Raw genomic sequence first — 21,803 nt, 5'->3', positions numbered from 1 at the left:
GCGGGAATGACAACCCGTCAGAAGGTCAGATGGACCTGCAAAAAGCCCTCATCGTTTTCGCCAAGAATAAATGGTTTGTATTCCGCTAGTTCCGACAGGTGCTGTCGGGCCTGTGTTCCGGTTTTCAGGATCGCCGAGGCACCGGGCATCGGGGCGAATCTGAACGGGCGTGGCGCGTCCTCCAGCGGGTCGCGTGGCAGGGCACCCGACAGGTAATCCTGCAATATGCGCTGAATCGGCAAAGCAGGCAGCGCGAGCGGATGGGCCTGACCGACAAAGGGGAAATACCCCCCTCCGGCGGCGCGGTAGCTGTTCAGCGCGACGACAAACTGCTGGTCTGCGGCGACGGGTTGGTCATCCAACCGAATATCCGACACCCGGTGGTGTTCCGGGTGGATCAACTGCCCCATGTCATCAAAGCGCGGTGGCTTGGACAGGTTGATCTGATAGGAAATCCCATGCAACACATCGAAATTGTGCCCCGCCCGGTCAGGATTGACCAAGTCGGGTCGGGCACCGGGGTTCACCTGATTGAGGACACCGGCCGACATTTCCAGCCAATCCGCGATCTGTTCGCCTGTAACCACCACGCCCTGTAGTTCGTTCGGGAAAACATACAGGTCGATGACATGGCGCAGGCATATTTCGCCCGCTGGTACGTCTGTAAAAAAACGCGGGCCAGCGCGGCCACCGAATTTGGACGGCGATGCCACGGAAAGGACCGGCAGGCCCGCAAACGCAGTCCCCTGCAGAAAAGGGCGCAAGGCGGCTGCCTGCGCCGCCGCGACCAAAGCAAGCCCGCGATCCGGGGCGCAAAAGCTGAAAAAACTGTGCAAATGCCGGTCGCAATGCCCAACGGGGTCAGCCGCGCGCTTGCGGGTTTCGGAATGGCCGCTGGCAAACAGGTGAACCAACTCGGCATCTTCCTTCGGTTGGATTTGCGGCGTGGTCGATGGTGTGGGGGAAACAGCGCGCAACTCTGACCTGTGGTCGCGCACAGCCCAGTTGCCCTGATCATTCATGTGTAGCGTCAGATCGATCACACCCAGGTGCGACCCCGCAAAACCCGGCATGACCACCGGTTTTCCATGCACACGGCCACGGATTGCATCGACGTGCTCAATGCCTTCATGCGCTTTTCCGGGCAGGGTCAGATGCGAATGCCCGGCAATCAGCGCGTCTATCCCCTCAATGGCGGCCAGGGGCACTGCTGCGTTTTCAAGATCGGGCTGGGCATCGGGCGGCCCCAGCCCTGTATGCGCAAGGGCCAGGATCAGGTCGCAGCCAAGGGCCTGCAGGTCCTGCACCTTTTTGCGGGCGCAGCTGAGGATATCGTCTATCACAACCGCGTTTTTCAGCAGATGCGCCTCCCACTTGGCGGTCTGCGGCGGCAGGATGGAAAAGACGCCGATTTTCAGGGGCAGATGCCGGGACTGAAACTGGATAGTTCGCTGCAGGATCGATTGGCTTTGCCAAGCCGGAGCGGCGTCCTGCCGGTGGGCGTTGCTGCAAATCACCGGGCAAGGGGCGTCAGACAGAATCCGATCCAACACCTTCAGACCAAACCCGAAATCGTGATTGCCCAGGCCAATGGCGTCATAGTTGAGATTGGCGAACGCCCGCATCAGAACATGCGGTTCATTGCCTTGTTCGGCTGCCCAGTCGCCAATCGCGCTGCCCTGCAAGGCATCCCCATTGTCGAAAAGCAGCACCAATGCGCCGTCTGCCTCGGCCTGTTGACGTGCGGCCCGGATCAGGCTTGCGGTGCGGGTCAGGCCAATCGTCGGTTCCGGGGCGTCGCTGTAATAACTGAAACCATTCAGATTCATATGCAGATCCGAGGTTGCCAGAATCCGAATTTGAGCTGTGGGTCGATGCGGCGATGAGGTACTGGTCAAGATTCTACTTTTAGCAGTTTCATTTTAATCATTTTCAACAAAAAGATTAGTATTTGCAATTTGTAAGACGCGCCACACTTGTGCACTGGCGGCGCGTTGTTTTCCTGTCATGAATTGCCATTGCAACGCCGGTGCAACCGTGGCAGCCCTGTGCGGACGATCCAAAGGAATTCCTATGAAAAATGCGGAACATGTGACGTTTGGCGGCTCGGGGCTGGATCGCGCGGCGCATATTCGGGGTGATGCCGAAAAGATTGCGCAGGCGCGGGCGCATCCGCAGGCCAAATGCCTGTTGATCTGGCGCGGCAAAATTCTGGTGCAGGGTGAGGGGCTGGATCAACTGGGTCTGATCCCGATGATCCACACGCTGGTTGAAAACGGGCCGGGTGGTATTGTCGAAGAGCCGGTTTTCCTTGGCCTGTCGGACGATGCACCCATTTTTGCGACCGATATCTCCGACTGGTCAGCGGACGGCTTGGATTTGTCGCAGATCAACGCCTTTATCGACCGCTCTGAGCAGCAGCACCCGGATCTGCCAAACGGATATGTTTTTGCCGAATTGCGCCGGATCATGACACGCCTTTCTGCACGGGATGCAGAATTGGCGGCAGCAGCCAAAGCGGTGATCAGCTGGCACGAAACCCATCGATTCTGCGCCCGTTGCGGCGCGGCCAGTGATCTGGTGCAGGCCGGGTGGCAGCGCAGTTGCCCATCCTGCTGCGGGCAGCATTTCCCGCGCACGGACCCTGTGGTCATCATGCTGATCACCCACGGAGATTCGGTTCTGATGGGGCGGTCTCCGGGTTGGCCGGACAGAATGTATTCGTTGCTTGCCGGATTTGTCGAACCCGGCGAAACGCTTGAGGCGGCCGTCAGGCGCGAAGTCATGGAAGAGGCGGGCGTGCCCGTCGGCCCGGTCAGTTACCTGTCCAGTCAGCCGTGGCCCTTCCCGGCCTCATTGATGTTCGGTTGCGCCGGTGAGGCGCTGTCGCGCGAGATCACCATTGATCCGGTTGAAATCGAACACGCGATGTGGGTCAGCAAAAGCGATATGATGCAAGCCTTTGCGGGCGAGCATCCGGATCTGTTGCCTGCCCGCAAAGGGGCGATTGCGCATTTTCTGTTGCAAAACTGGCTTGCGGATACGCTGGACTGACAAAATACTAGGCCAATCAAGTAAGAGAACGACGCACCACCATGCAGTTATCAGCGCGCGAAGATATCCAGGCCCCGATCAATGCGGTGTTCGAGATGGTCGCCGATTTCGAGCGGTTCGAACGCATGGCAATGCGTCGCGGGATCGAAGTGCGCCGCATGTCGGGCCATATGGGCGTGGTGCCCGGCACAAGATGGGAAACCGAATTCAGGCTGCGCGGTAAGCCGCGTCATGTGGCTGTCCATATGGCGGAATGTGACCCCCCGTCCCGCATGATGTTCGAGGCGGCCAGCAAGGGCATGAACGGGGTCACGATGATCGAATTTCTGTCCCTGTCGCAACGCAGAACCCGCCTGAGTGTTGATATGTCCCTATCCGCCAAATCACTGCCCGCGCGGCTTCTTTTGCAGTCGCTTCGGCTGGGGCAATCCAGATTTCGGCGGCAATTTCAGGTGCGGCTCAGCGAATTCGCAAGAGAAATGGAAGAACGTCACCTGCATGGTGGCTAGGGGGGCGGGGCTATTTTGAGGTTTCCGTGAACGATTTTGTCATTCGCACAGCCAGCAGAAGCGATGCCGAGGGCGTTGCCGCAGTTCTGCAGGAACTGGTCGCCGCCGGAAAACGCAGCAAATCCAGCGATGTGGATTTTGCCGCGTCGCATTACATTACGCATCCGGATCAGATTGTCTGCACTGTGGCGTTGGATGCAGGGTCACGTGTTCTGGGGTTTCAATCCCTGAAACGGGCGGTAGGGGGCAACCCTTATGGCGCCCCCGTTGGCTGGGGTGTCATCGGAACCCATATCCGCCCCTCAGCCGCGCGCCGGGGCATTGGGCGCGCCTTATTTCAAAATACGCTGACAGTGGCGCGGGCATCCGGGATACCGGCCATAGATGCCACGATATCCGCCAGTAATGCCGAAGGATTGGCCTATTACGATGCAATAGGGTTCGTCGATTACCGACAGCACGGTGGTGCGGTGTCCAAAGCATTTGCGGTCTCGAATCAGCCGCGCGGCTGTGCCGCCGGATAGACGCCCAGAACCTCGACGTTGGTGGTGAAATGCTCCAACTCTTCCATGGCCAGCTGCACGTTGCGGTCGTCGGGGTGGCCGACGATATCAGCATAAAACTGGGTCGCAGTGAATGAACCGTCGACCATATAGCTTTCCAGTTTGGTCATGTTGATGCCGTTGGTGGCAAAGCCACCCATGCCCTTGTACAGCGCCGCCGGAATGTTGCGCACCTGAAACACGAAGCTGGTGATCATGCCGTGTTCACCGCGCCGGGCCATATCCGCCTGGCGCGACATCACCAGAAACCGGGTGGTGTTGTTGTCCCGATCCTCGATATGGCGGGCCAGCACATTCAGCCCATAGATTTCCCCGGCCAATTCGCTGGCCAAAGCCGCCGAGTGCTTATCGCCCTGTTCCGAGACCTCGCGCGCGGCGCGGGCATTGTCCGGGCTGACCCGTCCCCGGATGTTGTGTTCCTTCAAAAAGCCCGCGCATTGAGGCAGAAGAACCAGATGGGAATGCGCCTCGGTGATGTCCGCCAGTGTGGCACCGGGGACCGCCAGCAGGTTGATGTGAACCCGCACGAAGGCCTCGTCCACGATATGCAGGCCGCTATGGGGCAGCAGGCGGTGGATGTCGGCCACCCGGCCATAGGTCGTGTTTTCGACCGGCAGCATGGCCAGCTCAGCCGCGCCAGAACGGACCGATTCGATCACATCTTCGAATGTGCGGCAGGGCAGGGCCTCCATTTCGGGACGGGCGTTGCGGCAGGCCTCGTGACTATAGGCGCCGGGTTCTCCCTGAAATGCGATACGTTTGGTCATTTGGTCGATTCCGTGCAACAAGTTCTTGAATTGGGCGTTTAGTCGCGGTGTCTATACCTTGCCTCTTGTCAGGGGAAGCCTTAGACACCCCGCAGACAGCTGAAATGGACTCGCGATCAATGTTCGACACGATGACAGTTACCAAGGCCGCAGCAGGCCTGTTTGGCACCTTCCTGGTGCTGCTTCTGGCAAAATGGGGTGCCGAGGTGCTTTACCACGCCGATGGGCATGGCGAGACGGCCTCTTACATCATCGAAACCGAAAGCTCTGGCGAAAGCGCCGACGGTGAAGAAGTGGTGTTCGAAGACATGTTGGCCGCCGCCGACCCGGACAAAGGCGCTCGCGTCTTCCGTAAGTGTACCGCCTGTCACAAACTGGAAGACGGCGCAAACGGCACTGGCCCCTATCTGTTTGGCATTGTCGACCGCCCGGTCGCCACGGCCAAAGGATTCGGTGGCTATTCAGCCTCGATGCAGGCGCACGGCGGCAACTGGACGCCCGAGGCACTGGATGCCTTCCTGACCCGCCCCAGCAGCTATATCTCGGGCACATCCATGAGCTTTGCGGGCCTGAAAAAACCGAAAGACCGCGCCGATCTGATTGCGTATCTTCAGACCATCGGCAACTGATCTTGTGATCACCGCACCGAATTTCAAAGCCGCTGCCCCGTGCAGCGGCTTTATTTTTTGCCTAAGAAGAACTTCACAAAGCGTTCACGCGTTCTAAACTTGAATCTGACAGTGCTGGTCATTTAGCTGGCGCATACAAGATAAAAGACAAAGGCGAAGCAGGGGATGAGCAATATGAGATCCAACAAAGTTTCCGTTCAGGCGCGTGCATTGGATTTCAGGGGGTGGATGAGTGCTTTGATGGTCGGATTTTTTCTGATCCTTTTGGCCTCAACCCAGCTGTTTGCAGAAGAAAAGATCATCAAAAGCCACGGATTCTCGGAATTCGGTGATCTGAAATACCCCGAAGGCTTTCCTCATTTCGACTATGTGAACCCGGATGCCCCGCGCGGGGGGGACCTGTCCTATGCCGCCCAGGGTACGTTCGACAGTTTCAACCCGTTCACGCGCAAAGGCCGGGCCGGGGCGCGATCCGCAAGCCAATACGAATCTCTGCTGGTGGCCTCCTATGATGAGCCTGCGTCATATTACGGTCTGCTGGCGGAAAGTCTGGAATATCCGGAAAGCCAGGAATGGGTGATTTTCAACATACGGCCTGAGGCGCGGTTTTCTGATGGAACCCCAATCACAGCCGAAGATGTCGTGTTTTCCCACGATCTGTTGCTGGAGCAGGGTTTGAAATCTTATGCCGATGCGGTGCGCAAGCGGGTCCCCCGTGCCGAAGCGCTGGATGAGCACCGGGTTAAGTTCTATTTCGCGCCGGACATCCCGCGCCGGTCTCTGATCGCGGTTGCCGGGGGTGTGCCGGTATATTCCAAAGCCTGGTTTGAAGCTGATCCTGAAAACCGACGTCTGGACGAACCACGCCTGGTGCAGGGGATCGGGTCGGCCCCGTATGTTCTGGACAGCTACGATATCAACCGTCGTATCGTTTACAAACGCAACCCGGACTATTGGGGGGACGACATCAATGTGAATGTCGGGCGCAACAACTACGACACTATCCGTATCGAATACTTCAGCGACTCGATCGCCGCGATGGAGGGGTTCAAGGCGGGCACCTTCACGCTGCGACAGGAAAACAACTCGAAAAGCTGGGCCACGGCCTATGATTTTCCTGCGATTTCGAATGGCAGCGTGATCCGGGCCGAGCTTGCGGATGGCAACGTACCCTCGGCAACCGGGTTCATCATGAACCTTGACCGTCCACAGCTGCAAGACCCGCGTGTGCGCGAAGCGATTCAGTTGGGCTTTAACTTCGAATGGACCAATGAAAGCCTGCAATACGGCCTGTTCCAGCAACGCAGCTCGTTCTGGGAAGGTACCCATCTTGAGGCCACCGGCCTGCCCGAAGGGCGTGAACTTGAGGTCTTGCAAAGCCTGGGCGATGCACTGGACCCGGCGGTTCTGACCGACGAGCCCATAAGCGCTCACGAATCCCGCGCGGCGCGTCAGAATGACCGCCGCAACCTGCGCACGGCCATGAAGCTGCTGGATGAGGCCGGTTGGCTGGTGGGCAGCGATGGTGTCCGCCGGAATGAAAACGGTGAGGTGCTGTCGATCGAATTCCTGTCGGATCAGCCGACCCTTGACCGGATCATTCAGCCCTTTGTCGACAACTTGCGCGCCATGGGTATTGATGCGGCGTATAATCGTGTCGACAACGCACAGTTTACGCTGCGCCGCCGGGACCGTGATTTTGACATGATCGTTGGCGGGTACCCGACATCGCTGCAACCTTCGACCGGCCTGTACCAGCAATTCGGGACCGAGGCCGCCTCGTATTCCGTGTTCAACCCCTCGGGCGCGCATGGTCCCGACATCGAGCCGCTGATCGACAACATTATCGCCGCAACCGAAAGCGAAGAGTTGTACGCCAATGTCCGCGCTCTGGACCGCGTTCTGCGCGCCAAGCGGATCATGGTGCCCACGTGGTATCTGGGTAAATACTGGGTCGCCTATTGGGATATGTATGAACACCCTGAAAACCTGCCGCCCTATGCGCTAGGTATAGAAGACCTGTGGTGGATCAACGCCGAGAAAGAAGCCGAGTTGAAATCCTCGGGCGCGTTGAGGTAATCCGCCCCCATGGGAGCATATATTCTAAGACGCTTGTTGCTGGTCATTCCCACCTTGTTGGGGATCATGATCGTCAATTTCACGCTGGTTCAGTTCGTTCCGGGCGGTCCGATTGAACAGATCATCGCCCAGCTGGAAGGTGGCGGCGACGTGTTCGAAGGCATCGCCGGCGGCGGTGGCGATGTTGAACAGCACACCGGTGGCGTAAACGACCGCTATGTCGGCGCGCGCGGGCTGCCGCCCGAATTCATTGAAGAGCTGGAAAAGGAATTCGGGTTCGACAAGCCCCCGCTTGAGCGGTTTCTGAATATGCTGGGCAACTACCTGACTCTGGATTTCGGCGAGAGCTATTTCCGGTCGATCAGCGTAACCGATCTGGTGCTGGAAAAGATGCCTGTGTCAATCTCGCTGGGCCTGTGGTCAACCCTGATCGCCTATCTGGTGTCGATCCCGCTGGGCATTCGCAAGGCGGTCAAGGACGGCTCGCGGTTCGATACCTGGACCAGCGGCGCCATCATCGTCGCCTATGCCATTCCTGGGTTCCTGTTTGCGATCCTGTTGCTGGTGCTGTTTGCCGGTGGCTCCTACTGGCAGATATTTCCGCTGCGGGGGCTGACCTCGGACAATTGGGACAGCCTCAGCCTTTTGGGCAAGATCGCCGATTACTTCTGGCACATCACCCTGCCGGTCATAGCCTTGACGATTTCCGCCTTTGCGACGCTGACACTGCTGACCAAGAACTCGTTTCTGGATGAGGTCAAAAAGCAATACGTCATGACCGCCCGCGCCAAGGGCCTGAGCGAGCAAAAAGTGCTGTACGGCCATGTTTTCCGCAACGCCATGCTGATCGTCATCGCGGGCTTTCCGGCGGTGTTCATCGGCGTGTTCTTCAGCGGTTCGATCATTATCGAGACGATCTTTTCACTGGATGGGCTGGGTCGTCTGGGGTTTGAGGCCGCCGTGGCGCGGGATTATCCGGTGATCTTCGGCACGCTGTTCATCTTTGGCCTGATGAGCCTGGTCGTCGGCATCATCAGCGACCTGATGTATGTGCTGGTCGATCCGCGCATCGATTTCGAAAAGCGGGAGGGGTAAATGACACTGTCCCCACTCAACCAGCGCCGCTGGCGCAACTTCCGGCGCAACGGCCGGGCCTTTTGGTCGCTGATCATCTTCTCGGTTCTGTTCGGGCTGTCGCTGTTTGCCGAATTCATCGCCAACGACAAACCGATTCTGGTGAAGTACCGCGGTGAGCTTTACACGCCGATCTTCAACTTTTACGCAGAGACTGAGTTTGGCGGCGATTTCCAGACCGAAGCGATCTATCGCGACCCCGAGGTTCAATGCCTGATCGACAGCGGCGGGCTTGAAGAGTGTTTTGATGATCCCGAAGGCATCATCGACGAAATCAAGACCGGAACCTTTCAGGCCGACGGCTATGAACGGGGCTGGGCCATCTGGCCGCTGATCCCATATTCCTTCACAACCAGTGTGGACCGTCCCGGTGCCGCGCCGCTGCCGCCCAATGGGCAGAACTTGCTGGGCACGGATGACACCAAACGCGATGTGCTGGCGCGTGTGATCTATGGCTTCCGCCTGTCGATCCTGTTCACGTTGATGGTGACAGGCGTGGCCAGTGTGATCGGCATCTTTGCCGGGGCGATTCAGGGGTTCTTTGGCGGCTGGCTGGACTTGGTTTTTCAGCGGATCATCGAAATCTGGTCCGCAACCCCATCGCTGTATGTAATCATCATCATGTTCGCCATTCTGGGGCGCAGTTTCTGGCTGTTGGTGGCCCTGATGATCCTGTTCAGCTGGACAGGGTTGGTGGGCGTCGTGCGGGCCGAATTCCTGCGGGCGCGAAATCTGGAATATGTCCGGGCTGCGCGGGCGCTGGGCGTGGGCAACAAGACCATCATGTTCCGCCACATGCTGCCAAATGCGATGGTTGCCACGCTGACCTTCATGCCGTTCATCGTGACCGGCACCATCGGCGGCCTGGCCTCGCTGGATTTCCTGGGCTTTGGCCTGCCATCCTCGGCCCCGTCGCTGGGGGAGTTGACCTTGCAGGCGAAACAGAACCTGCAGGCCCCGTGGCTGGCCTTTACCGCCTTTTTCACCTTTGCCATCATGCTGTCGCTGCTGGTCTTCATTTTTGAGGGCATCCGCGATGCGTTTGATCCCAGAAAGACGTTCTCATGAGCCTTTTGGATGTGAAAGACCTCAAGGTCTCGTTCCGACAGGACGGGCGGGTCAGCGCGGCCGTCAAGGGCGTGTCCTTCACCGTTGATCGCGGCGAAACCGTCGCGTTGGTGGGCGAATCCGGATCGGGGAAATCCGTTACGGCGCTGTCCACGGTGTCGCTGTTGGGTGACAGCGCAATTGTTGAAGGGTCGGTCAAGTATGATGGCCATGAAATGATTGACGCATCCGAAGACAAACTGATGGATGTGCGCGGCAACGACATCAGCTTTATCTTTCAAGAGCCGATGACCTCGCTCAACCCGCTGCATACGATCCAGAAACAGATGGCTGAATCGCTGGCGCTGCACCAGGGGCTGACGGGTGAGGCGGCGCGGGATCGTATTGTCGAACTGCTGACCAAGGTTGGTATTCGCGATCCGCGTGACCGGCTGGACAGCTATCCGCACCAGCTTTCGGGCGGGCAAAGGCAACGGGTCATGATCGCCATGGCGCTGGCCAACAAGCCGGACATTCTGATCGCGGACGAGCCGACAACGGCGCTGGACGTGACCATTCAGGCGCAAATTCTGGAGCTGCTGGCTGAACTGCAGAAAGCCGAGAATATGGGGATGCTGTTCATCACCCATGATCTGGGCATTGTGCGCCGCATCGCCGACCGGGTCTGCGTGATGAAGGATGGTGAGATCGTCGAAGCCGGCGTAACCACCGAGATTTTCGACAATCCGCAACACCCCTATACGCGCAAACTGCTGGGGGCCGAACCCTCGGGCCATCCTGATCCTGTCGCGCCCGACGCAGAAGAAGTGGCCCGAACCGATAACCTGAAAGTCTGGTTCCCGATCCAGCGCGGGTTTCTGAAACGGACGGTTGGATATGTGAAAGCGGTGAATGACACCACGCTCAGCGTGCGGGCGGGTGAGACGCTGGGTATTGTTGGCGAAAGCGGATCAGGCAAGACCACGCTGGCGCTGGCGATCATGCGGCTGATCGCCTCCGAAGGCAGTATCACCTTCCGGGACAAGGACGTGCGTCGCTGGTCGACGCGCGAACTGCGGCGGCTGCGCAAGGATATGCAGATCGTGTTTCAGGACCCGTTCGGTAGCCTGAGCCCGCGCATGACCTGCATGCAGATCATTGCCGAGGGTCTGGCGATCCACAAGATTGCCCCCCACCGCGCCCCGCGCGAACTGGTGGCCGAGGTGATGACAGAAGTCGGCCTGGACCCGGCCGCGATGGATCGCTATCCGCATGAGTTTTCGGGTGGGCAGCGCCAGCGCATCGCCATTGCGCGGGCCATGGTGCTGCGACCCAAGCTGTTGGTTCTGGATGAGCCAACCAGCGCTTTGGACATGACGGTGCAGGTGCAGATCGTCGATCTGCTGCGTGATCTACAACGCAAGTACGGACTGGCCTATCTGTTCATCAGTCATGACCTGAAAGTTGTGCGCGCCATGTCGCACAAGGTGATTGTGATGCGGAACGGCGATGTCATCGAGATGGGCACGGCGGACGATTTGTTCGAGAACGCACAGACAGAATACACCCGCGAACTGATCGCTGCGGCGGGCTGACAGCAGCCCGCCCCGCAAAACTTCAGGCGCTTGCCTTTTCCTGCCCTGCGGTTTTTGGCACCGGTCCGCGCAGTTCTTCGTAGTGGTCAAAGTTCAGCCTGACCCAACCTGTTCCGCGCGTGGCGCTGGCCAGGGTGCGGTGCAGTTCGTCTTCGGAAACCGACGGAAGCTGGGCGTTGAAAATCTCCCAACCTGATGCGTTCGGATTGCCCTCGAAACCCAGTACCTGCCCCTGGAGCGAGCTTATGGTCGGGACAAGGTCGCCGACAAAATCGGACGGCAGGTGAATCTCGGCGCTCAGGATGGGTTGCAGGACCACGGGTTTTGCCTGTGGCAATGCCTCGCGGACCGCATTCTTGCCCGCTGTGCGGAACGCATAATCCGAGCTGTCCACATTATGGTGCTTGCCGTCGCTCAGTGTAACTTTCACATCGACAACCGGAAAGCCCTCGGGGCCTTGCACCAGCGCGTCTTTGGCGCCGTGCTCCACAGAGGGGATATAGTTCTTGGGCACGGACCCACCTTTGACGACCTCCTCGAACTGAAACCCAGAGCCGCGCGGCATGGGGGCGACCGAGATCACCACATCGGCAAACTGACCGGCCCCGCCGGATTGCTTGCGGTGGCGATAGCGGTGCTCGACCGGGGTGCGGATGGTTTCCCGATAGGCGGTTTCGACCGGCCCCGACTCGATCTCGATGCCGAAATCCTCGGCCAGTTTCACCGTTACGCGGCGCATGTGCTGGGGGCCTTGCGATCCCAGAACCGCGTGACCGCTGAGTTCGTCCTGTTGCAGATGCAGGCCCGGATCAATCTCGACCAACCGGCTAAGAGCATTGGAAAGGCGAACGTCGTCCCGTTCGTGCGCGGGGGACACGATCTGTCGATGTGCAATTGGATGCGATGCGGCCCATTCCGGCAGCGGGGTTGCCCCGGTGCTGTCATAAAGGTGGCCTGGGTTCAGGTGGTCGGATTTCACGGCCAGTCCGATTTGCCCGGCCTTCAGTTCGGAAATCTGTGTTTTGGCATCAAGTCCCGTCAAATTGCCGACCGTTTCACCGCCCAGCGTTTCATGCGTTTTCACGCCTTGGCCCAGGCCGCGCAGGATGATGATTTTGCCGATGTGCTTTTTGACATCCGCAAATCCGGCGATGGCACGGGCGTCTTCTGCCGCTTCATCGCGTCCGGCTGCAATGTCGAATTCCGGTGTTTCATGCCGCAGCGCTTTCATAAGGCGGGTCAGGCCGTTGCCATGGTTGGCCGCCCCCAGACAGGCAGGGATCAACTGGTGGCTCTGCAACACCTGCGCGGCCAGATCATAGACCTCGGCGCTGGGGGGCTGTTTGTCTTCGATCAGCTGTTCCAGCAAGTGATCGTCAAAATCCGACAGGGTTTCCAGCAATTCGGTGCGGGCCTCCTGTTCGCGATCCTCAGCTGATTGCGGCAGTTCGATCAGGGCCGAGGGCTGCCCCTCCTGATACTTCCACGCCCGCTCCGAGATCAGATCGACCGCACCGATGATTGTCTCGCCATCGCGGATCGGCACCTGACGCAGCGCGATGTGATGGGTGCAATAGGTCTGCAAGGCCGCGATGATGTCGCGAATGCGACCGTTGGGGTTGTCCATGCGGTTGATGAACAGAAAGCAGGGGATGCCCGCCTCTTCGACCAGCCGCAGATACGGGGCACACAGGACAGCCGCATCCGGGTCGGGCGGAACAACGACGACAGCCGCGTCCGAGATCGCCATCGCCGGGCCGACATAGGCGAGGTTATCGCCGCCCCCGTCCACGTCGACGGCGCACCAAGGCTCGTCCAAATAAGAAAAACCGTGCAGGTGCACGGTTCCGGATACGTCGAATGTGGTGGGTCGGCCATCGAGGCGGCTGATGGCCTCGACCAGAGTGGTCTTCCCCGATTGACTGGGGCCGAGGACGGTGAATACGCGCATGGTGCTGTCCCTCTTTCACGTTGCAATACGGCTGCACGAAAGGGGTCGTCGAACGCGGGTGCGTCGGCACGATCTGACTGTATCTTTGCCTGCCTCAGGCATGAGGCGTGTTACCGCCTGCCGTACGAGTTTGGGAAAAACCCACCCCGTGCGTCAAGCCCCGTCCGGTTATCGTTTCAGATCGCCGAGCTGTGGCCCGCCTTGCTCAGATCATATACGTCAAAGCTCCGGGCGATCATGCGGGTCAGTGCACGCGCCTCGGGGGGGATGAAAAGACCGTCATCGGTGACCTGCAGCAATCCGTCGAACGCGTCATTGGCGGTCTTATACATGCCCTGCAATTCTGCGGCGGTAACTTCGTAATCGCGCAGGATTTCGGCCGAATCGATCCGGAAATCACACATCAGCGCCTCGATCAGGCGGGCGCGCAGCACGTCCTGATCCTTGAACAAGTGCCCGCGTGATGTTGAAAACCGCCCGGCGCGGATCGCCTTGATATGGGCCGATGTCGCTGGCGCGTTCTGGGCATAACCCTGCGGAAACCGCGAGATTGAGCTGGCCCCGACGCCGATCAGCACATCAGCCTGATCGTCGGTATAGCCCTGAAAGTTCCGCTTTAGCCGCCCGGCGTTCAGCGCGTGGGTCAGGCCATCATCCTGCGTGGCAAAGTGGTCGATGCCGATTTCGGCATATTTGTCCCACAGGAACAGACGCCGCGCGGTATCGAACAGGTCCAACCGCTGCTCGGGGGTTGGCAGGGCGTCCGATGGGATCAACTGCTGCCGTTTGGCCATCCAGGGCACGTGGGCATAGCCATAAAGCGCCACGCGGTCGGGGGCCAGCGACAGCAGCTTTTGCACGCTTTCGGTCATCCGCGATTTGGTCTGATGCGGCAGGCCGTACAGAATGTCGGCATTCAGGCTGGCAATGCCCCGGGCACGGATCATGTCAACGGCGTTGCGCGTGACGTCATAGCTTTGAATGCGCCCGATGGTTTTCTGGATTTCATCGTCGAAATCCTGCACCCCGATTGAGGCGCGATTCATACCGGCCTCGGCCAGAGCGTCCAGGCGACCCTCGTCGATTTCGTTCGGGTCGATCTCAACCGAGAATTCGGCGTCCGGGCCAAGGGGCACGATTTCAAGGATACGGGATGCCAAATCCCGCATCAGGCCGGGGTTCAGTAAGGTCGGCGTGCCGCCGCCCCAATGCAGGCGCGACAGTGTGACCCCCTCGGGCAGGCGTGCGGCCAGAAGATCCAGTTCCGCCTTGAGGACATCCACATAGGCGATAACCGGGTTGTCGGTTTGCGTCCCCTGCGTTCTGCAGGCGCAGAACCAGCACAGTCTGCGGCAGAACGGGACGTGGATATACAACGATACGGCGCTGCCGGGTTTGATTCCGGAAATCCAGTCAGCATATAGGTCTGACCCTACGTCATTGCTGAAGTGCGGGGCGGTGGGATAGCTGGTATAACGCGGGACTTTCGCGTCAAATAGTCCAAGCCGTGCCAATTGTGGTTTCACTATCATGTCGATACCGTTAGAGGACAGCCAGCAAAGATACCTTGACCGAGATCAAGTGGAAACGCGCATGACGCCGAACTTCAAAATCGACCACACCAATTGTAACGACTGCCCCATAAGGCACCGGGCAGTCTGTGCGCACTGCAATCCGAACGAGCTCGAAGAGCTTGAAGATATCAAGTATTATCGCAGCTTTGAGGCGGGGCAGACGATTATCTGGTCGGGGGATCAGATGAATTTCGTGGGCTCTGTCGTGTCGGGGATCGCCTCTTTGACGCAAACAATGGAAGACGGACGTACCCAAATGGTGGGCCTTTTGCTGCCCAGCGATTTTGTTGGGCGGCCAGGCCGCGAATCGACGCCTTATGACGTGCAGGCAACAACCGACCTTGTCATGTGCTGCTTTCGCAAAAAGCCGTTCGAAGACCTGATGACCGAAACCCCCCATATCGCGCACCGGCTGTTGCAGATGACATTGGACGAGCTTGATGCGGCGCGGGAGTGGATGCTGGTTCTGGGACGCAAGACCGCGCGCGAGAAGATCGCCAGCCTGCTGTCGATAATCGCGCGTCGCGATGCCTCGATCGGGCAAAAAGTAAATGCGGGACCGATCGTGTTCGACCTGCCCCTGACCCGCGAGGCGATGGCGGACTATCTTGGACTGACGCTGGAAACGGTCAGCCGGCAGATTTCGGCCTTGAAGCGGGATCAGGTGATCTCACTTGAGGGCAAACGCCATGTGACGATCCCGAATATGGGGCGTTTGATGGAAGAGGCGGGTGACGATTCCGACGGCGGTTTTCTGGTCTGATCGCATTGTGGCGTGACGGGTCGTGCCCGCCGTGGTCTATTGGCCTTAATTGAAACAGATATTCAGGAGCCGGGCATGGAATTCAGCAGCCTGTTGGCGATGCTCTTCATTGGTGCCTTAGCCGGATGGTTTTCGGGCAAGATCATGGAGGGGCGCGGATTCGGTCTGATCGGCAACATCATCGTCGGGATCGTCGGGGCGTTTTTGGCGGGCACGATTTTTCCGGCACTTGGGTTTGCCGTAGGGGGTGGCGTGATTTCGTCGATCCTCTTTGCCACCTTGGGCGCGATCATCCTGCTGTTCCTGATCGGTCTCGTGAAGCGAGGTTGAAAAAACCGCCCGGTGGGGCGGTTTTTTGTTTTCGAAAGTGTCAGTGCGCCAGAAACACCGGTACCGAGGATTGTTCCAGCATATTGCGGGTTGCGCCCCCAAGAATGGCTTCGCGGAACCTTGAATGGCCGTAGGCCCCCATCACGATCATATCGGACTCGGTGTCCGCAGCATGGCGATTCAGAACATCCGACACCCGTGTCATCGTCTTGCTCAGCACGTCGATTTCACATTTCACACCGTGGCGCGCCAGCATTTGCGACAGCATACCGCCGGGGTCCGAACGGTCAGGGCCGTGACGCGGCGGGTCGATCACCACGATACGCACCAGATCGGATTGCATCAGGAAGGGCAGGGCACGGCGGATGGCGCGCATGGCCTCGACGCTTTCGTTCCAGCCGATCATGATGGTGCCGGGCCGGTCAAAGGGTTTTGCGTCATCCGGTGTGACCAACACTGGCGCGTGGCCTTCGAACATTGCAGCTTCGACAATGGGCTCGGCTTCGGCACCGCGATCCGCCCCATAGGGCTGCGGCAGGATGACAAGATCGGAAAACCGCGCGCGATGGGCGACATGGCGGCCGATGTCGGAAATCTGGGCCACGCCGCTTTCGGCAGACCAGCGGGTGCCGGACTTGCCCAGAAAATTCTGCGTATAAGTCAGAACCTCATCAGCTTCGGCATTTGCGCGGTTCAGTGTTTCCTGAAGAATCAAGGCATTCGCCCCGGCATAATAATATCCGGTCTGACTGCGATCAACACCCAGGCACAGGGCTTCGACATGCGCATCCTGCGCAAGGGCCAGCGCTGACATCTGGGTCAGGGCAGATTCCGCGTGTTTTGTATCCGTCATGACGGTGAGAATAGATTTGTAAGCCATTTTAACCTCGTGTCCTTCAGAGTTCGGCCATCTGCGGCTTGAAAGCCCAATTGTTTGTTTACGGTTGTCATAGAAATCGGGGTATTGTCTTGACACAGATCAAAGCAGTTCTGGCCGCAGTCCGACAAAACAGCAGCCAGTCAAAAGGGTCCTGCGACAAATAAGAATCGCGCGGGGCATGGCAAAGGGACGCAATATGTCAAACTACATCAAGCTGATCGTGCTTGGTCTGATCGCATTGTTCGCCGCGATCGGAACCAATTATGCACGGGACTTGGCGTATCAGGTGCACGCAATTCTGGTGATGTTGATCGCCGGTGGATTGTTCATCTGGACGCTTCGAAACACCGACGAGCCAGATATTCTTGTAGACCGCTCGGCCGAGTACATGGATGACGTGATCCGTTACGGCGTGATTGCCACCGCCTTTTGGGGCGTGGTTGGTTTTCTCGCAGGGACGTTCATCGCCTTTCAGTTGGCCTTTCCGGTGCTCAACTTTGATTGGGCGCAGGGTTATCTGAATTTCGGTCGTCTGCGTCCTCTGCATACGTCGGCGGTAATCTTTGCCTTTGGCGGCAACGCGTTGATCGCGACGTCGTTCTATGTTGTCCAACGCACCAGCGCCGCACGCCTTTGGGGCGGTAATCTGGCGTGGTTCGTGTTCTGGGGGTATCAGCTGTTCATCGTGCTGGCAGCGACCGGCTATGTGCTGGGTGGGACCCAATCCAAAGAATACGCCGAGCCGGAATGGTACGTCGATCTGTGGCTGACCATCGTCTGGGTTGCCTATCTGGCGGTGTTTCTGGGTACGATCATCAAACGGAAAGAACCGCACATCTATGTGGCGAACTGGTTCTATCTGGCCTTTATCGTGACCGTTGCCATGCTGCACCTGATCAACAACATGACCATCCCTGTCAGCATTTGGGGTTCGAAATCGGTCATCGTCTGGTCGGGCGTGCAAGACGCCATGATCCAGTGGTGGTACGGTCACAACGCCGTGGGCTTTTTCCTGACCGCCGGTTTCCTGGGTATGATGTATTACTTCATCCCGAAACAGGCCGAACGTCCGGTGTTCAGCTATAAGCTGTCGATCATCCACTTCTGGGCGCTGATCTTCCTGTATATCTGGGCCGGTCCGCACCACCTGCACTATACCGCGCTGCCGGATTGGGCATCGACGCTGGGCATGGTGTTCTCGATCGTGCTGTGGATGCCGTCCTGGGGTGGTATGATCAACGGCCTGATGACCCTGTCGGGTGCTTGGGACAAGCTGCGCACCGACCCGGTGATCCGAATGATGGTGATCTCGGTCGGGTTCTACGGCATGTCCACCTTTGAGGGACCGATGATGTCGATCCGCGCTGTAAACAGCCTCAGCCATTATACCGACTGGACCATTGGGCACGTGCATTCGGGCGCGCTGGGCTGGAACGGCATGATCACCTTTGGTGCGCTGTACTTCCTGGTGCCTGTCCTGTGGAAGCGGGATCGCCTGTACTCGCTCAGCCTTGTCAGCTGGCACTTCTGGCTCGCCACTATCGGCATCGTTTTGTATGCCGCGTCGATGTGGGTGACCGGTATCATGGAGGGCCTGATGTGGCGCGAGGTGGATGCCAACGGCTTCTTGGTGAACTCGTTCGCTGACACCGTTGCCGCCAAGTTCCCGATGTATGTGGTGCGTGCTTTGGGTGGGGTCATGTTCCTCGCGGGTGCGATGGTCATGTGCTACAACCTGTGGATGACTGTGCGGAAGGCACCGGCTAAAGAGGCCAGCCTGACCGTCGCGGTCCCGGCTGAATAAGGAGGGCCGGTAGCTATGGCAATTCTCGACAAACACAAGATCCTCGAGACCAACGCGACCCTCCTGCTGGTGTTCAGCTTTTTGGTCGTGACCATCGGTGGCATCGTTCAGATCGCGCCCCTGTTCTATCTTGAGAACACCATCGAGAAGGTGGAGGGCATGCGCCCTTACACCCCTCTCGAAATGGCGGGGCGTGAGATTTATCTGCGCGAAGGCTGCTATACCTGCCACAGCCAGATGATCCGCCCGATGCGCGATGAGGTCGAACGGTACGGGCATTACTCGCTGGCGGCTGAATCGATGTATGATCATCCGTTCCAGTGGGGGTCCAAGCGGACCGGGCCTGATCTGGCCCGTGTCGGTGGCCGGTATTCGGACCAATGGCATGTTGATCACCTGCGTGATCCGCAGTCCGTGGTGCCGGAATCGGTGATGCCGAAATACGGCTTCCTCGAACACCGCAAGCTGGACGGTAAGTATATCGGTGACATCATGGCCGCAAATGCGCTGGTCGGTACGCCATATACCGAAGAGATGCTGGAAAACGCGCGGGCGGATTTCCGGGCTCAGGCTGATCCGGACAGCGACTATGACGGTCTGCTGGAACGCTATGGCGACAAGGTCAGCGTGCGCAACTTCGATGGTCAATCCGAACTGACCGAAGCGGATGCGCTGGTTGCCTACCTTCAGATGCTGGGCACTTTGGTCGACTTTTCGACCTTCACCCCAGACGCAAGCCGCTGAGGAGATTTGTGATGGAAGCCTACACAATCCTCAGACAGTTCGCGGACAGTTGGATGTTGCTGCTGTTGTTCGTCTTTTTCGTTGGCATCGTCATTTGGGTTTTCCGCCCGGGTGCCAGCAAAGAATACCAGGACACCGCCAATATCCCCTTCCGGCATCCGGACAAACCCGCCGCAGTTAAGGAGGCGAGGAAATGAGCAAGACACCTGAAAAACAGCCGGGCGACCCGAATACAACGGGCCACAGCTGGGACGGCATCGAAGAGTTTGACAATCCGATGCCACGCTGGTGGCTGTGGACGCTCTACGCCACCATCGTCTGGGCCGTGATCTATACGATCATGTATCCGGCATGGCCTTTGGTAAAATCGGCAACGGCGGGCGTCATGGGCTGGTCTTCGCGGGCGCTGGTGCAGGAAGAAATGGTTGCCTTTCAGGAAGCCAACGCGCCATGGAACGCCAAGCTGGTGGAAACTCCGTTGGCGGATATCTCGAAGGACCCTGAACTGCAGCAATATGCCGTAAATGCGGGTGGCGCTGTGTTCCGTACCTGGTGCGCACAATGCCACGGCTCGGGTGCGCAGGGTGCGCCGGGGTTCCCGAACCTGCTGGACGACGCATGGTTGTGGGGCGGTTCGCTTGAGGACATCGAAACCACCGTCGCCTATGGCATCCGTAACGAGGAAAGCGACGATGCGCGTTATTCCGAGATGCCGGCCTTTGGTGAGATCCTTGAACATGACGAGATCACTCAAGTGGTTCAATACGTCATGTCGCTGACCAATGCGCAGACCGACGATGCGGCGGCACAGGCAGGCAAGGTAGTCTTCGAAGACAACTGCGTCGCCTGCCACGGTGAGGACGGGAAGGGCGACATCACGCAGGGTGCGCCGAATCTGACTGATGCCATCTGGCTTTATGGCGGCAGCCAAGAAGCCCTGACCGAAACGGTTACGAACAGCCGCTTTGGTGTGATGCCAGCCTGGGAAAATCGTCTGACCGACGCGCAGGTTCGCGCGGTCACCGCCTATGTCCACCAATTGGGTGGCGGTCAGTAACGGCAAAAGAATACCTTCGGACGGCTTGCCGCCCGAAGGTTAAGGCACCGGCTGTTCCATCTGTTCGCGCGTTTCCAGAACAGCCGGTGCTACAATCCCAACCTACTTGTTGGTTTTGATGCGGTCCAGACGATCCGTTACCGCGATTTTGGACTTTGGATGCGCGGCTTTTCTTTCCACCAGTGATCTTCCGGCAGCCATTTCGATCTGCGGGTCTCGGCAGAGTCCGGATCGAAAGACCTGTCCGGGTTTCGTGTTTTGGATGCAATCATGAAAGTGCGCGCGAGAATTGAGAGCATTTGACCTCTCCTGAAATTGGTTCCAACTGCATTCAGGATTGATCGGGAAGGCATAAAATGCGACTCAATTGCCATTCGATTGTGTAATCAGGACTTACATATGGATTGGTTGAAGATGCCGCCGCTTGCGTCCCTCAGGGCCTTTCATGCCTTTGCCGAGGCCGGGAATGTGGTGCAGGCGGGCGCGTTGTTGAATGTCAGCCATGCTGCCATCAGCCAGCAATTGCGCGCTTTGGAAAAGCACCTTGGGGTTGCGTTGCTGGACCGGGCGGGAAAGTCCATGGCCTTGACGCCCGAGGGTGAGAGGCTGGCCCGCGCCCTGCATCTGGGGTTCGGGGCAATCGGCAGTTCTGTCGCGGATCTGATGCAATCCACCGACGACCGCCCCGTTCATGTGTCCCTGACCGCCTCGTTTGCGGCATCGTGGTTGATGCCGCGTCTGCCTGCATTTCAGGCGGAACATCGGGATATTCACCTTGCGCTGGACCCCTCGCCCGATCTGGTCAACCTGCGCCCGGGCGGCGTGGATGTGGCGATCCGGTATGGCGCGGGGGGCTGGGGCGGTGTCAATTCGCAATTGCTGCTGCAAAGCCCCATCGTGATTGTCGCCGCCCCATCGCTGTTGGGCGACCGGCCTACATGGACCCCGGATGAGCTAAGCCAACTGCCCTGGCTTGAGGAATTCGGCACCACCGAGGCAACAAGCTGGCTGTCCCAGCAGGGCGTCGAACACGGGCCACGGGCCGGGCGTATCGCCTTGCCGGGAAATCTGCTGCTGGAGGGGGTGCGCGCCGGGCAGGGGGTGACTGTGACTGCGCGACATTTTGTCGAGCACGACATCACATCAGGGCGTATAGTGGAACTGTTCCGTGAACCGGATGCGCGTGGGTACCATATTGTAACCGGTGAAGCACCGCTTCGCCCCGCGGTCAGAACATTTGTGCGCTGGCTGAAAGGGCAAGCCGGCGGACTGTGACAAAAGGTGTCTGCCCGATGCGCTTTTGACCCATGTCAAAGTGCATAC

20 protein-coding genes are annotated in these 21,803 nt (G+C 58.7%); 15 read left to right on the top strand and 5 right to left on the bottom strand.

The annotated features are described in order from the left end of the window. Window positions 1-17: 17 nt before the first annotated feature. Complete coding sequence (locus JT51_RS16190) at window positions 18-1,898, bottom strand: bifunctional 2',3'-cyclic-nucleotide 2'-phosphodiesterase/3'-nucleotidase (RefSeq protein ID WP_037315033.1); 1,881 nt, start codon at window positions 1,896-1,898, stop codon at window positions 18-20. 175 nt (window positions 1,899-2,073) lie between these two features. Here JT51_RS16190 and nudC point away from each other — a divergent pair, with 175 nt between their 5' ends. Genes nudC through JT51_RS16175 form a run of 3 tightly spaced genes read left to right on the top strand, consistent with a single transcriptional unit; the run spans window position 2,074 to window position 4,087 of the window. Further along, window positions 2,074-3,054 carry an NAD(+) diphosphatase gene (nudC, locus tag JT51_RS16185; protein ID WP_037315031.1) on the top strand — a complete coding sequence of 327 codons (981 nt, stop codon included), beginning with the start codon at window positions 2,074-2,076 and terminating at the stop codon, window positions 3,052-3,054. A 41-nt stretch (window positions 3,055-3,095) separates the two neighbouring features. Next, window positions 3,096-3,563, top strand: coding sequence for an SRPBCC family protein (locus JT51_RS16180; RefSeq protein WP_037315029.1), 468 nt, complete (start codon window positions 3,096-3,098; stop codon window positions 3,561-3,563). A 26-nt stretch (window positions 3,564-3,589) separates the two neighbouring features. Next, window positions 3,590-4,087, top strand: coding sequence for a GNAT family N-acetyltransferase (locus JT51_RS16175; protein WP_200876096.1), 498 nt, complete (start codon window positions 3,590-3,592; stop codon window positions 4,085-4,087). Here the strand turns inward: JT51_RS16175 and JT51_RS16170 are convergent. Continuing rightward, entirely contained in the window at window positions 4,060-4,893 is an 834-nt protein-coding gene (locus JT51_RS16170) for a prephenate dehydratase (protein WP_037315026.1), read from the bottom strand. The two genes, JT51_RS16175 and JT51_RS16170, sit on opposite strands and share 28 nt — an antisense overlap. Window positions 4,894-5,012: 119 nt before the next feature. On the opposite strand from JT51_RS16170, the gene JT51_RS16165 reads away from it, so the two are divergent. The 5 genes from JT51_RS16165 to JT51_RS16145 all read left to right on the top strand — a co-directional run bounded on the left by JT51_RS16165 (window position 5,013) and on the right by JT51_RS16145 (window position 11,377). Continuing rightward, a complete protein-coding gene (locus tag JT51_RS16165; RefSeq protein WP_037315023.1) occupies window positions 5,013-5,522 on the top strand; it encodes a c-type cytochrome in 510 nt (169 codons plus the stop codon). A 165-nt stretch (window positions 5,523-5,687) separates the two neighbouring features. Then, window positions 5,688-7,601 carry an extracellular solute-binding protein gene (locus tag JT51_RS16160; RefSeq protein WP_037315021.1) on the top strand — a complete coding sequence of 638 codons (1,914 nt, stop codon included), beginning with the start codon at window positions 5,688-5,690 and terminating at the stop codon, window positions 7,599-7,601. 9 nt (window positions 7,602-7,610) lie between these two features. After that, window positions 7,611-8,696, top strand: coding sequence for a microcin C ABC transporter permease YejB (locus tag JT51_RS16155; RefSeq protein WP_037315019.1), 1,086 nt, complete (start codon window positions 7,611-7,613; stop codon window positions 8,694-8,696). Continuing rightward, window positions 8,697-9,803, top strand: coding sequence for an ABC transporter permease (locus JT51_RS16150; protein ID WP_037315015.1), 1,107 nt, complete (start codon window positions 8,697-8,699; stop codon window positions 9,801-9,803). After that, entirely contained in the window at window positions 9,800-11,377 is a 1,578-nt protein-coding gene (locus JT51_RS16145) for an ABC transporter ATP-binding protein (protein WP_037315014.1), read from the top strand. Before JT51_RS16150 ends, JT51_RS16145 begins: the two co-directional genes overlap by 4 nt. Before the next feature lie 22 nt (window positions 11,378-11,399). On the opposite strand, the gene JT51_RS16140 is transcribed toward JT51_RS16145, so the two are convergent. Next, a complete protein-coding gene (locus JT51_RS16140) occupies window positions 11,400-13,328 on the bottom strand; it encodes an elongation factor G (RefSeq protein ID WP_037315011.1) in 1,929 nt (642 codons plus the stop codon). Window positions 13,329-13,504: 176 nt separating this feature from the next. Beyond that, a complete protein-coding gene (hemN, locus tag JT51_RS16135; protein ID WP_037315009.1) occupies window positions 13,505-14,860 on the bottom strand; it encodes an oxygen-independent coproporphyrinogen III oxidase in 1,356 nt (451 codons plus the stop codon). Between the two features lie 61 nt (window positions 14,861-14,921). Between hemN and fnrL the strand changes: the two genes are divergently transcribed. Both fnrL and JT51_RS16125 read left to right on the top strand, forming a co-directional pair. Next, complete coding sequence (gene fnrL / locus JT51_RS16130; protein ID WP_037315006.1) at window positions 14,922-15,665, top strand: transcriptional regulator FnrL; 744 nt, start codon at window positions 14,922-14,924, stop codon at window positions 15,663-15,665. A 75-nt stretch (window positions 15,666-15,740) separates the two neighbouring features. After that, complete coding sequence (locus JT51_RS16125) at window positions 15,741-15,995, top strand: GlsB/YeaQ/YmgE family stress response membrane protein (RefSeq protein WP_037315003.1); 255 nt, start codon at window positions 15,741-15,743, stop codon at window positions 15,993-15,995. A 40-nt stretch (window positions 15,996-16,035) separates the two neighbouring features. On the opposite strand, the gene JT51_RS16120 is transcribed toward JT51_RS16125, so the two are convergent. Beyond that, window positions 16,036-16,875, bottom strand: a complete 840-nt coding sequence (locus JT51_RS16120; RefSeq protein ID WP_037315001.1) for a universal stress protein — start codon at window positions 16,873-16,875, stop codon at window positions 16,036-16,038. Between the two features lie 196 nt (window positions 16,876-17,071). On the opposite strand from JT51_RS16120, the gene ccoN reads away from it, so the two are divergent. From ccoN to JT51_RS16095, 5 genes are all read left to right on the top strand, one after another. Then, entirely contained in the window at window positions 17,072-18,679 is a 1,608-nt protein-coding gene (ccoN, locus tag JT51_RS16115) for a cytochrome-c oxidase, cbb3-type subunit I (protein WP_037315439.1), read from the top strand. A gap of 15 nt (window positions 18,680-18,694) precedes the next feature. After that, window positions 18,695-19,423 carry a cytochrome-c oxidase, cbb3-type subunit II gene (gene ccoO, locus JT51_RS16110; RefSeq protein WP_037314999.1) on the top strand — a complete coding sequence of 243 codons (729 nt, stop codon included), beginning with the start codon at window positions 18,695-18,697 and terminating at the stop codon, window positions 19,421-19,423. 11 nt (window positions 19,424-19,434) lie between these two features. Next, entirely contained in the window at window positions 19,435-19,620 is a 186-nt protein-coding gene (locus JT51_RS16105; protein WP_037314997.1) for a CcoQ/FixQ family Cbb3-type cytochrome c oxidase assembly chaperone, read from the top strand. Next, window positions 19,617-20,480 (top strand): cytochrome-c oxidase, cbb3-type subunit III, encoded by an 864-nt coding sequence (gene ccoP, locus JT51_RS16100; RefSeq protein WP_037314995.1) that lies wholly within the window; start codon window positions 19,617-19,619, stop codon window positions 20,478-20,480. The genes JT51_RS16105 and ccoP overlap by 4 nt, the downstream gene beginning before the upstream one ends. Before the next feature lie 399 nt (window positions 20,481-20,879). Further along, window positions 20,880-21,755 carry a LysR family transcriptional regulator gene (locus tag JT51_RS16095; RefSeq protein ID WP_037314992.1) on the top strand — a complete coding sequence of 292 codons (876 nt, stop codon included), beginning with the start codon at window positions 20,880-20,882 and terminating at the stop codon, window positions 21,753-21,755. The last annotated feature ends 48 nt before the right edge of the window (window positions 21,756-21,803 follow it).

Origin of the sequence: Ruegeria halocynthiae (assembly GCF_000743705.1) — a bacterium.
Taxonomy (GTDB): Bacteria; Pseudomonadota; Alphaproteobacteria; order Rhodobacterales; family Rhodobacteraceae; genus Ruegeria; species Ruegeria halocynthiae_B.
This window is presented reverse-complemented; position numbering and strand designations above follow the sequence as displayed.

Excerpts from the sequence above, each read along its gene's own strand:
- ccoN (WP_037315439.1), top strand. The coding sequence starts at position 17,072 with ATGTCAAACTACATCAAGCTGATCGTGCTTGGTCTGATCGCATTGTTC.
- JT51_RS16105 (WP_037314997.1), top strand. The coding sequence starts at position 19,435 with ATGGAAGCCTACACAATCCTCAGACAGTTCGCGGACAGTTGGATGTTG.
- JT51_RS16120 (WP_037315001.1), bottom strand. The coding sequence starts at position 16,875 with ATGGCTTACAAATCTATTCTCACCGTCATGACGGATACAAAACACGCG.
- JT51_RS16150 (WP_037315015.1), top strand. The coding sequence starts at position 8,697 with ATGACACTGTCCCCACTCAACCAGCGCCGCTGGCGCAACTTCCGGCGC.
- JT51_RS16155 (WP_037315019.1), top strand. The coding sequence starts at position 7,611 with ATGGGAGCATATATTCTAAGACGCTTGTTGCTGGTCATTCCCACCTTG.
- nudC (WP_037315031.1), top strand. The coding sequence starts at position 2,074 with ATGAAAAATGCGGAACATGTGACGTTTGGCGGCTCGGGGCTGGATCGC.
- JT51_RS16165 (WP_037315023.1), top strand. The coding sequence starts at position 5,013 with ATGTTCGACACGATGACAGTTACCAAGGCCGCAGCAGGCCTGTTTGGC.
- ccoO (WP_037314999.1), top strand. The coding sequence starts at position 18,695 with ATGGCAATTCTCGACAAACACAAGATCCTCGAGACCAACGCGACCCTC.
- JT51_RS16095 (WP_037314992.1), top strand. The coding sequence starts at position 20,880 with ATGGATTGGTTGAAGATGCCGCCGCTTGCGTCCCTCAGGGCCTTTCAT.
- JT51_RS16140 (WP_037315011.1), bottom strand. The coding sequence starts at position 13,328 with ATGCGCGTATTCACCGTCCTCGGCCCCAGTCAATCGGGGAAGACCACT.
- JT51_RS16145 (WP_037315014.1), top strand. The coding sequence starts at position 9,800 with ATGAGCCTTTTGGATGTGAAAGACCTCAAGGTCTCGTTCCGACAGGAC.
- hemN (WP_037315009.1), bottom strand. The coding sequence starts at position 14,860 with ATGATAGTGAAACCACAATTGGCACGGCTTGGACTATTTGACGCGAAA.
- JT51_RS16180 (WP_037315029.1), top strand. The coding sequence starts at position 3,096 with ATGCAGTTATCAGCGCGCGAAGATATCCAGGCCCCGATCAATGCGGTG.
- JT51_RS16125 (WP_037315003.1), top strand. The coding sequence starts at position 15,741 with ATGGAATTCAGCAGCCTGTTGGCGATGCTCTTCATTGGTGCCTTAGCC.
- ccoP (WP_037314995.1), top strand. The coding sequence starts at position 19,617 with ATGAGCAAGACACCTGAAAAACAGCCGGGCGACCCGAATACAACGGGC.
- fnrL (WP_037315006.1), top strand. The coding sequence starts at position 14,922 with ATGACGCCGAACTTCAAAATCGACCACACCAATTGTAACGACTGCCCC.
- JT51_RS16170 (WP_037315026.1), bottom strand. The coding sequence starts at position 4,893 with ATGACCAAACGTATCGCATTTCAGGGAGAACCCGGCGCCTATAGTCAC.
- JT51_RS16160 (WP_037315021.1), top strand. The coding sequence starts at position 5,688 with ATGAGCAATATGAGATCCAACAAAGTTTCCGTTCAGGCGCGTGCATTG.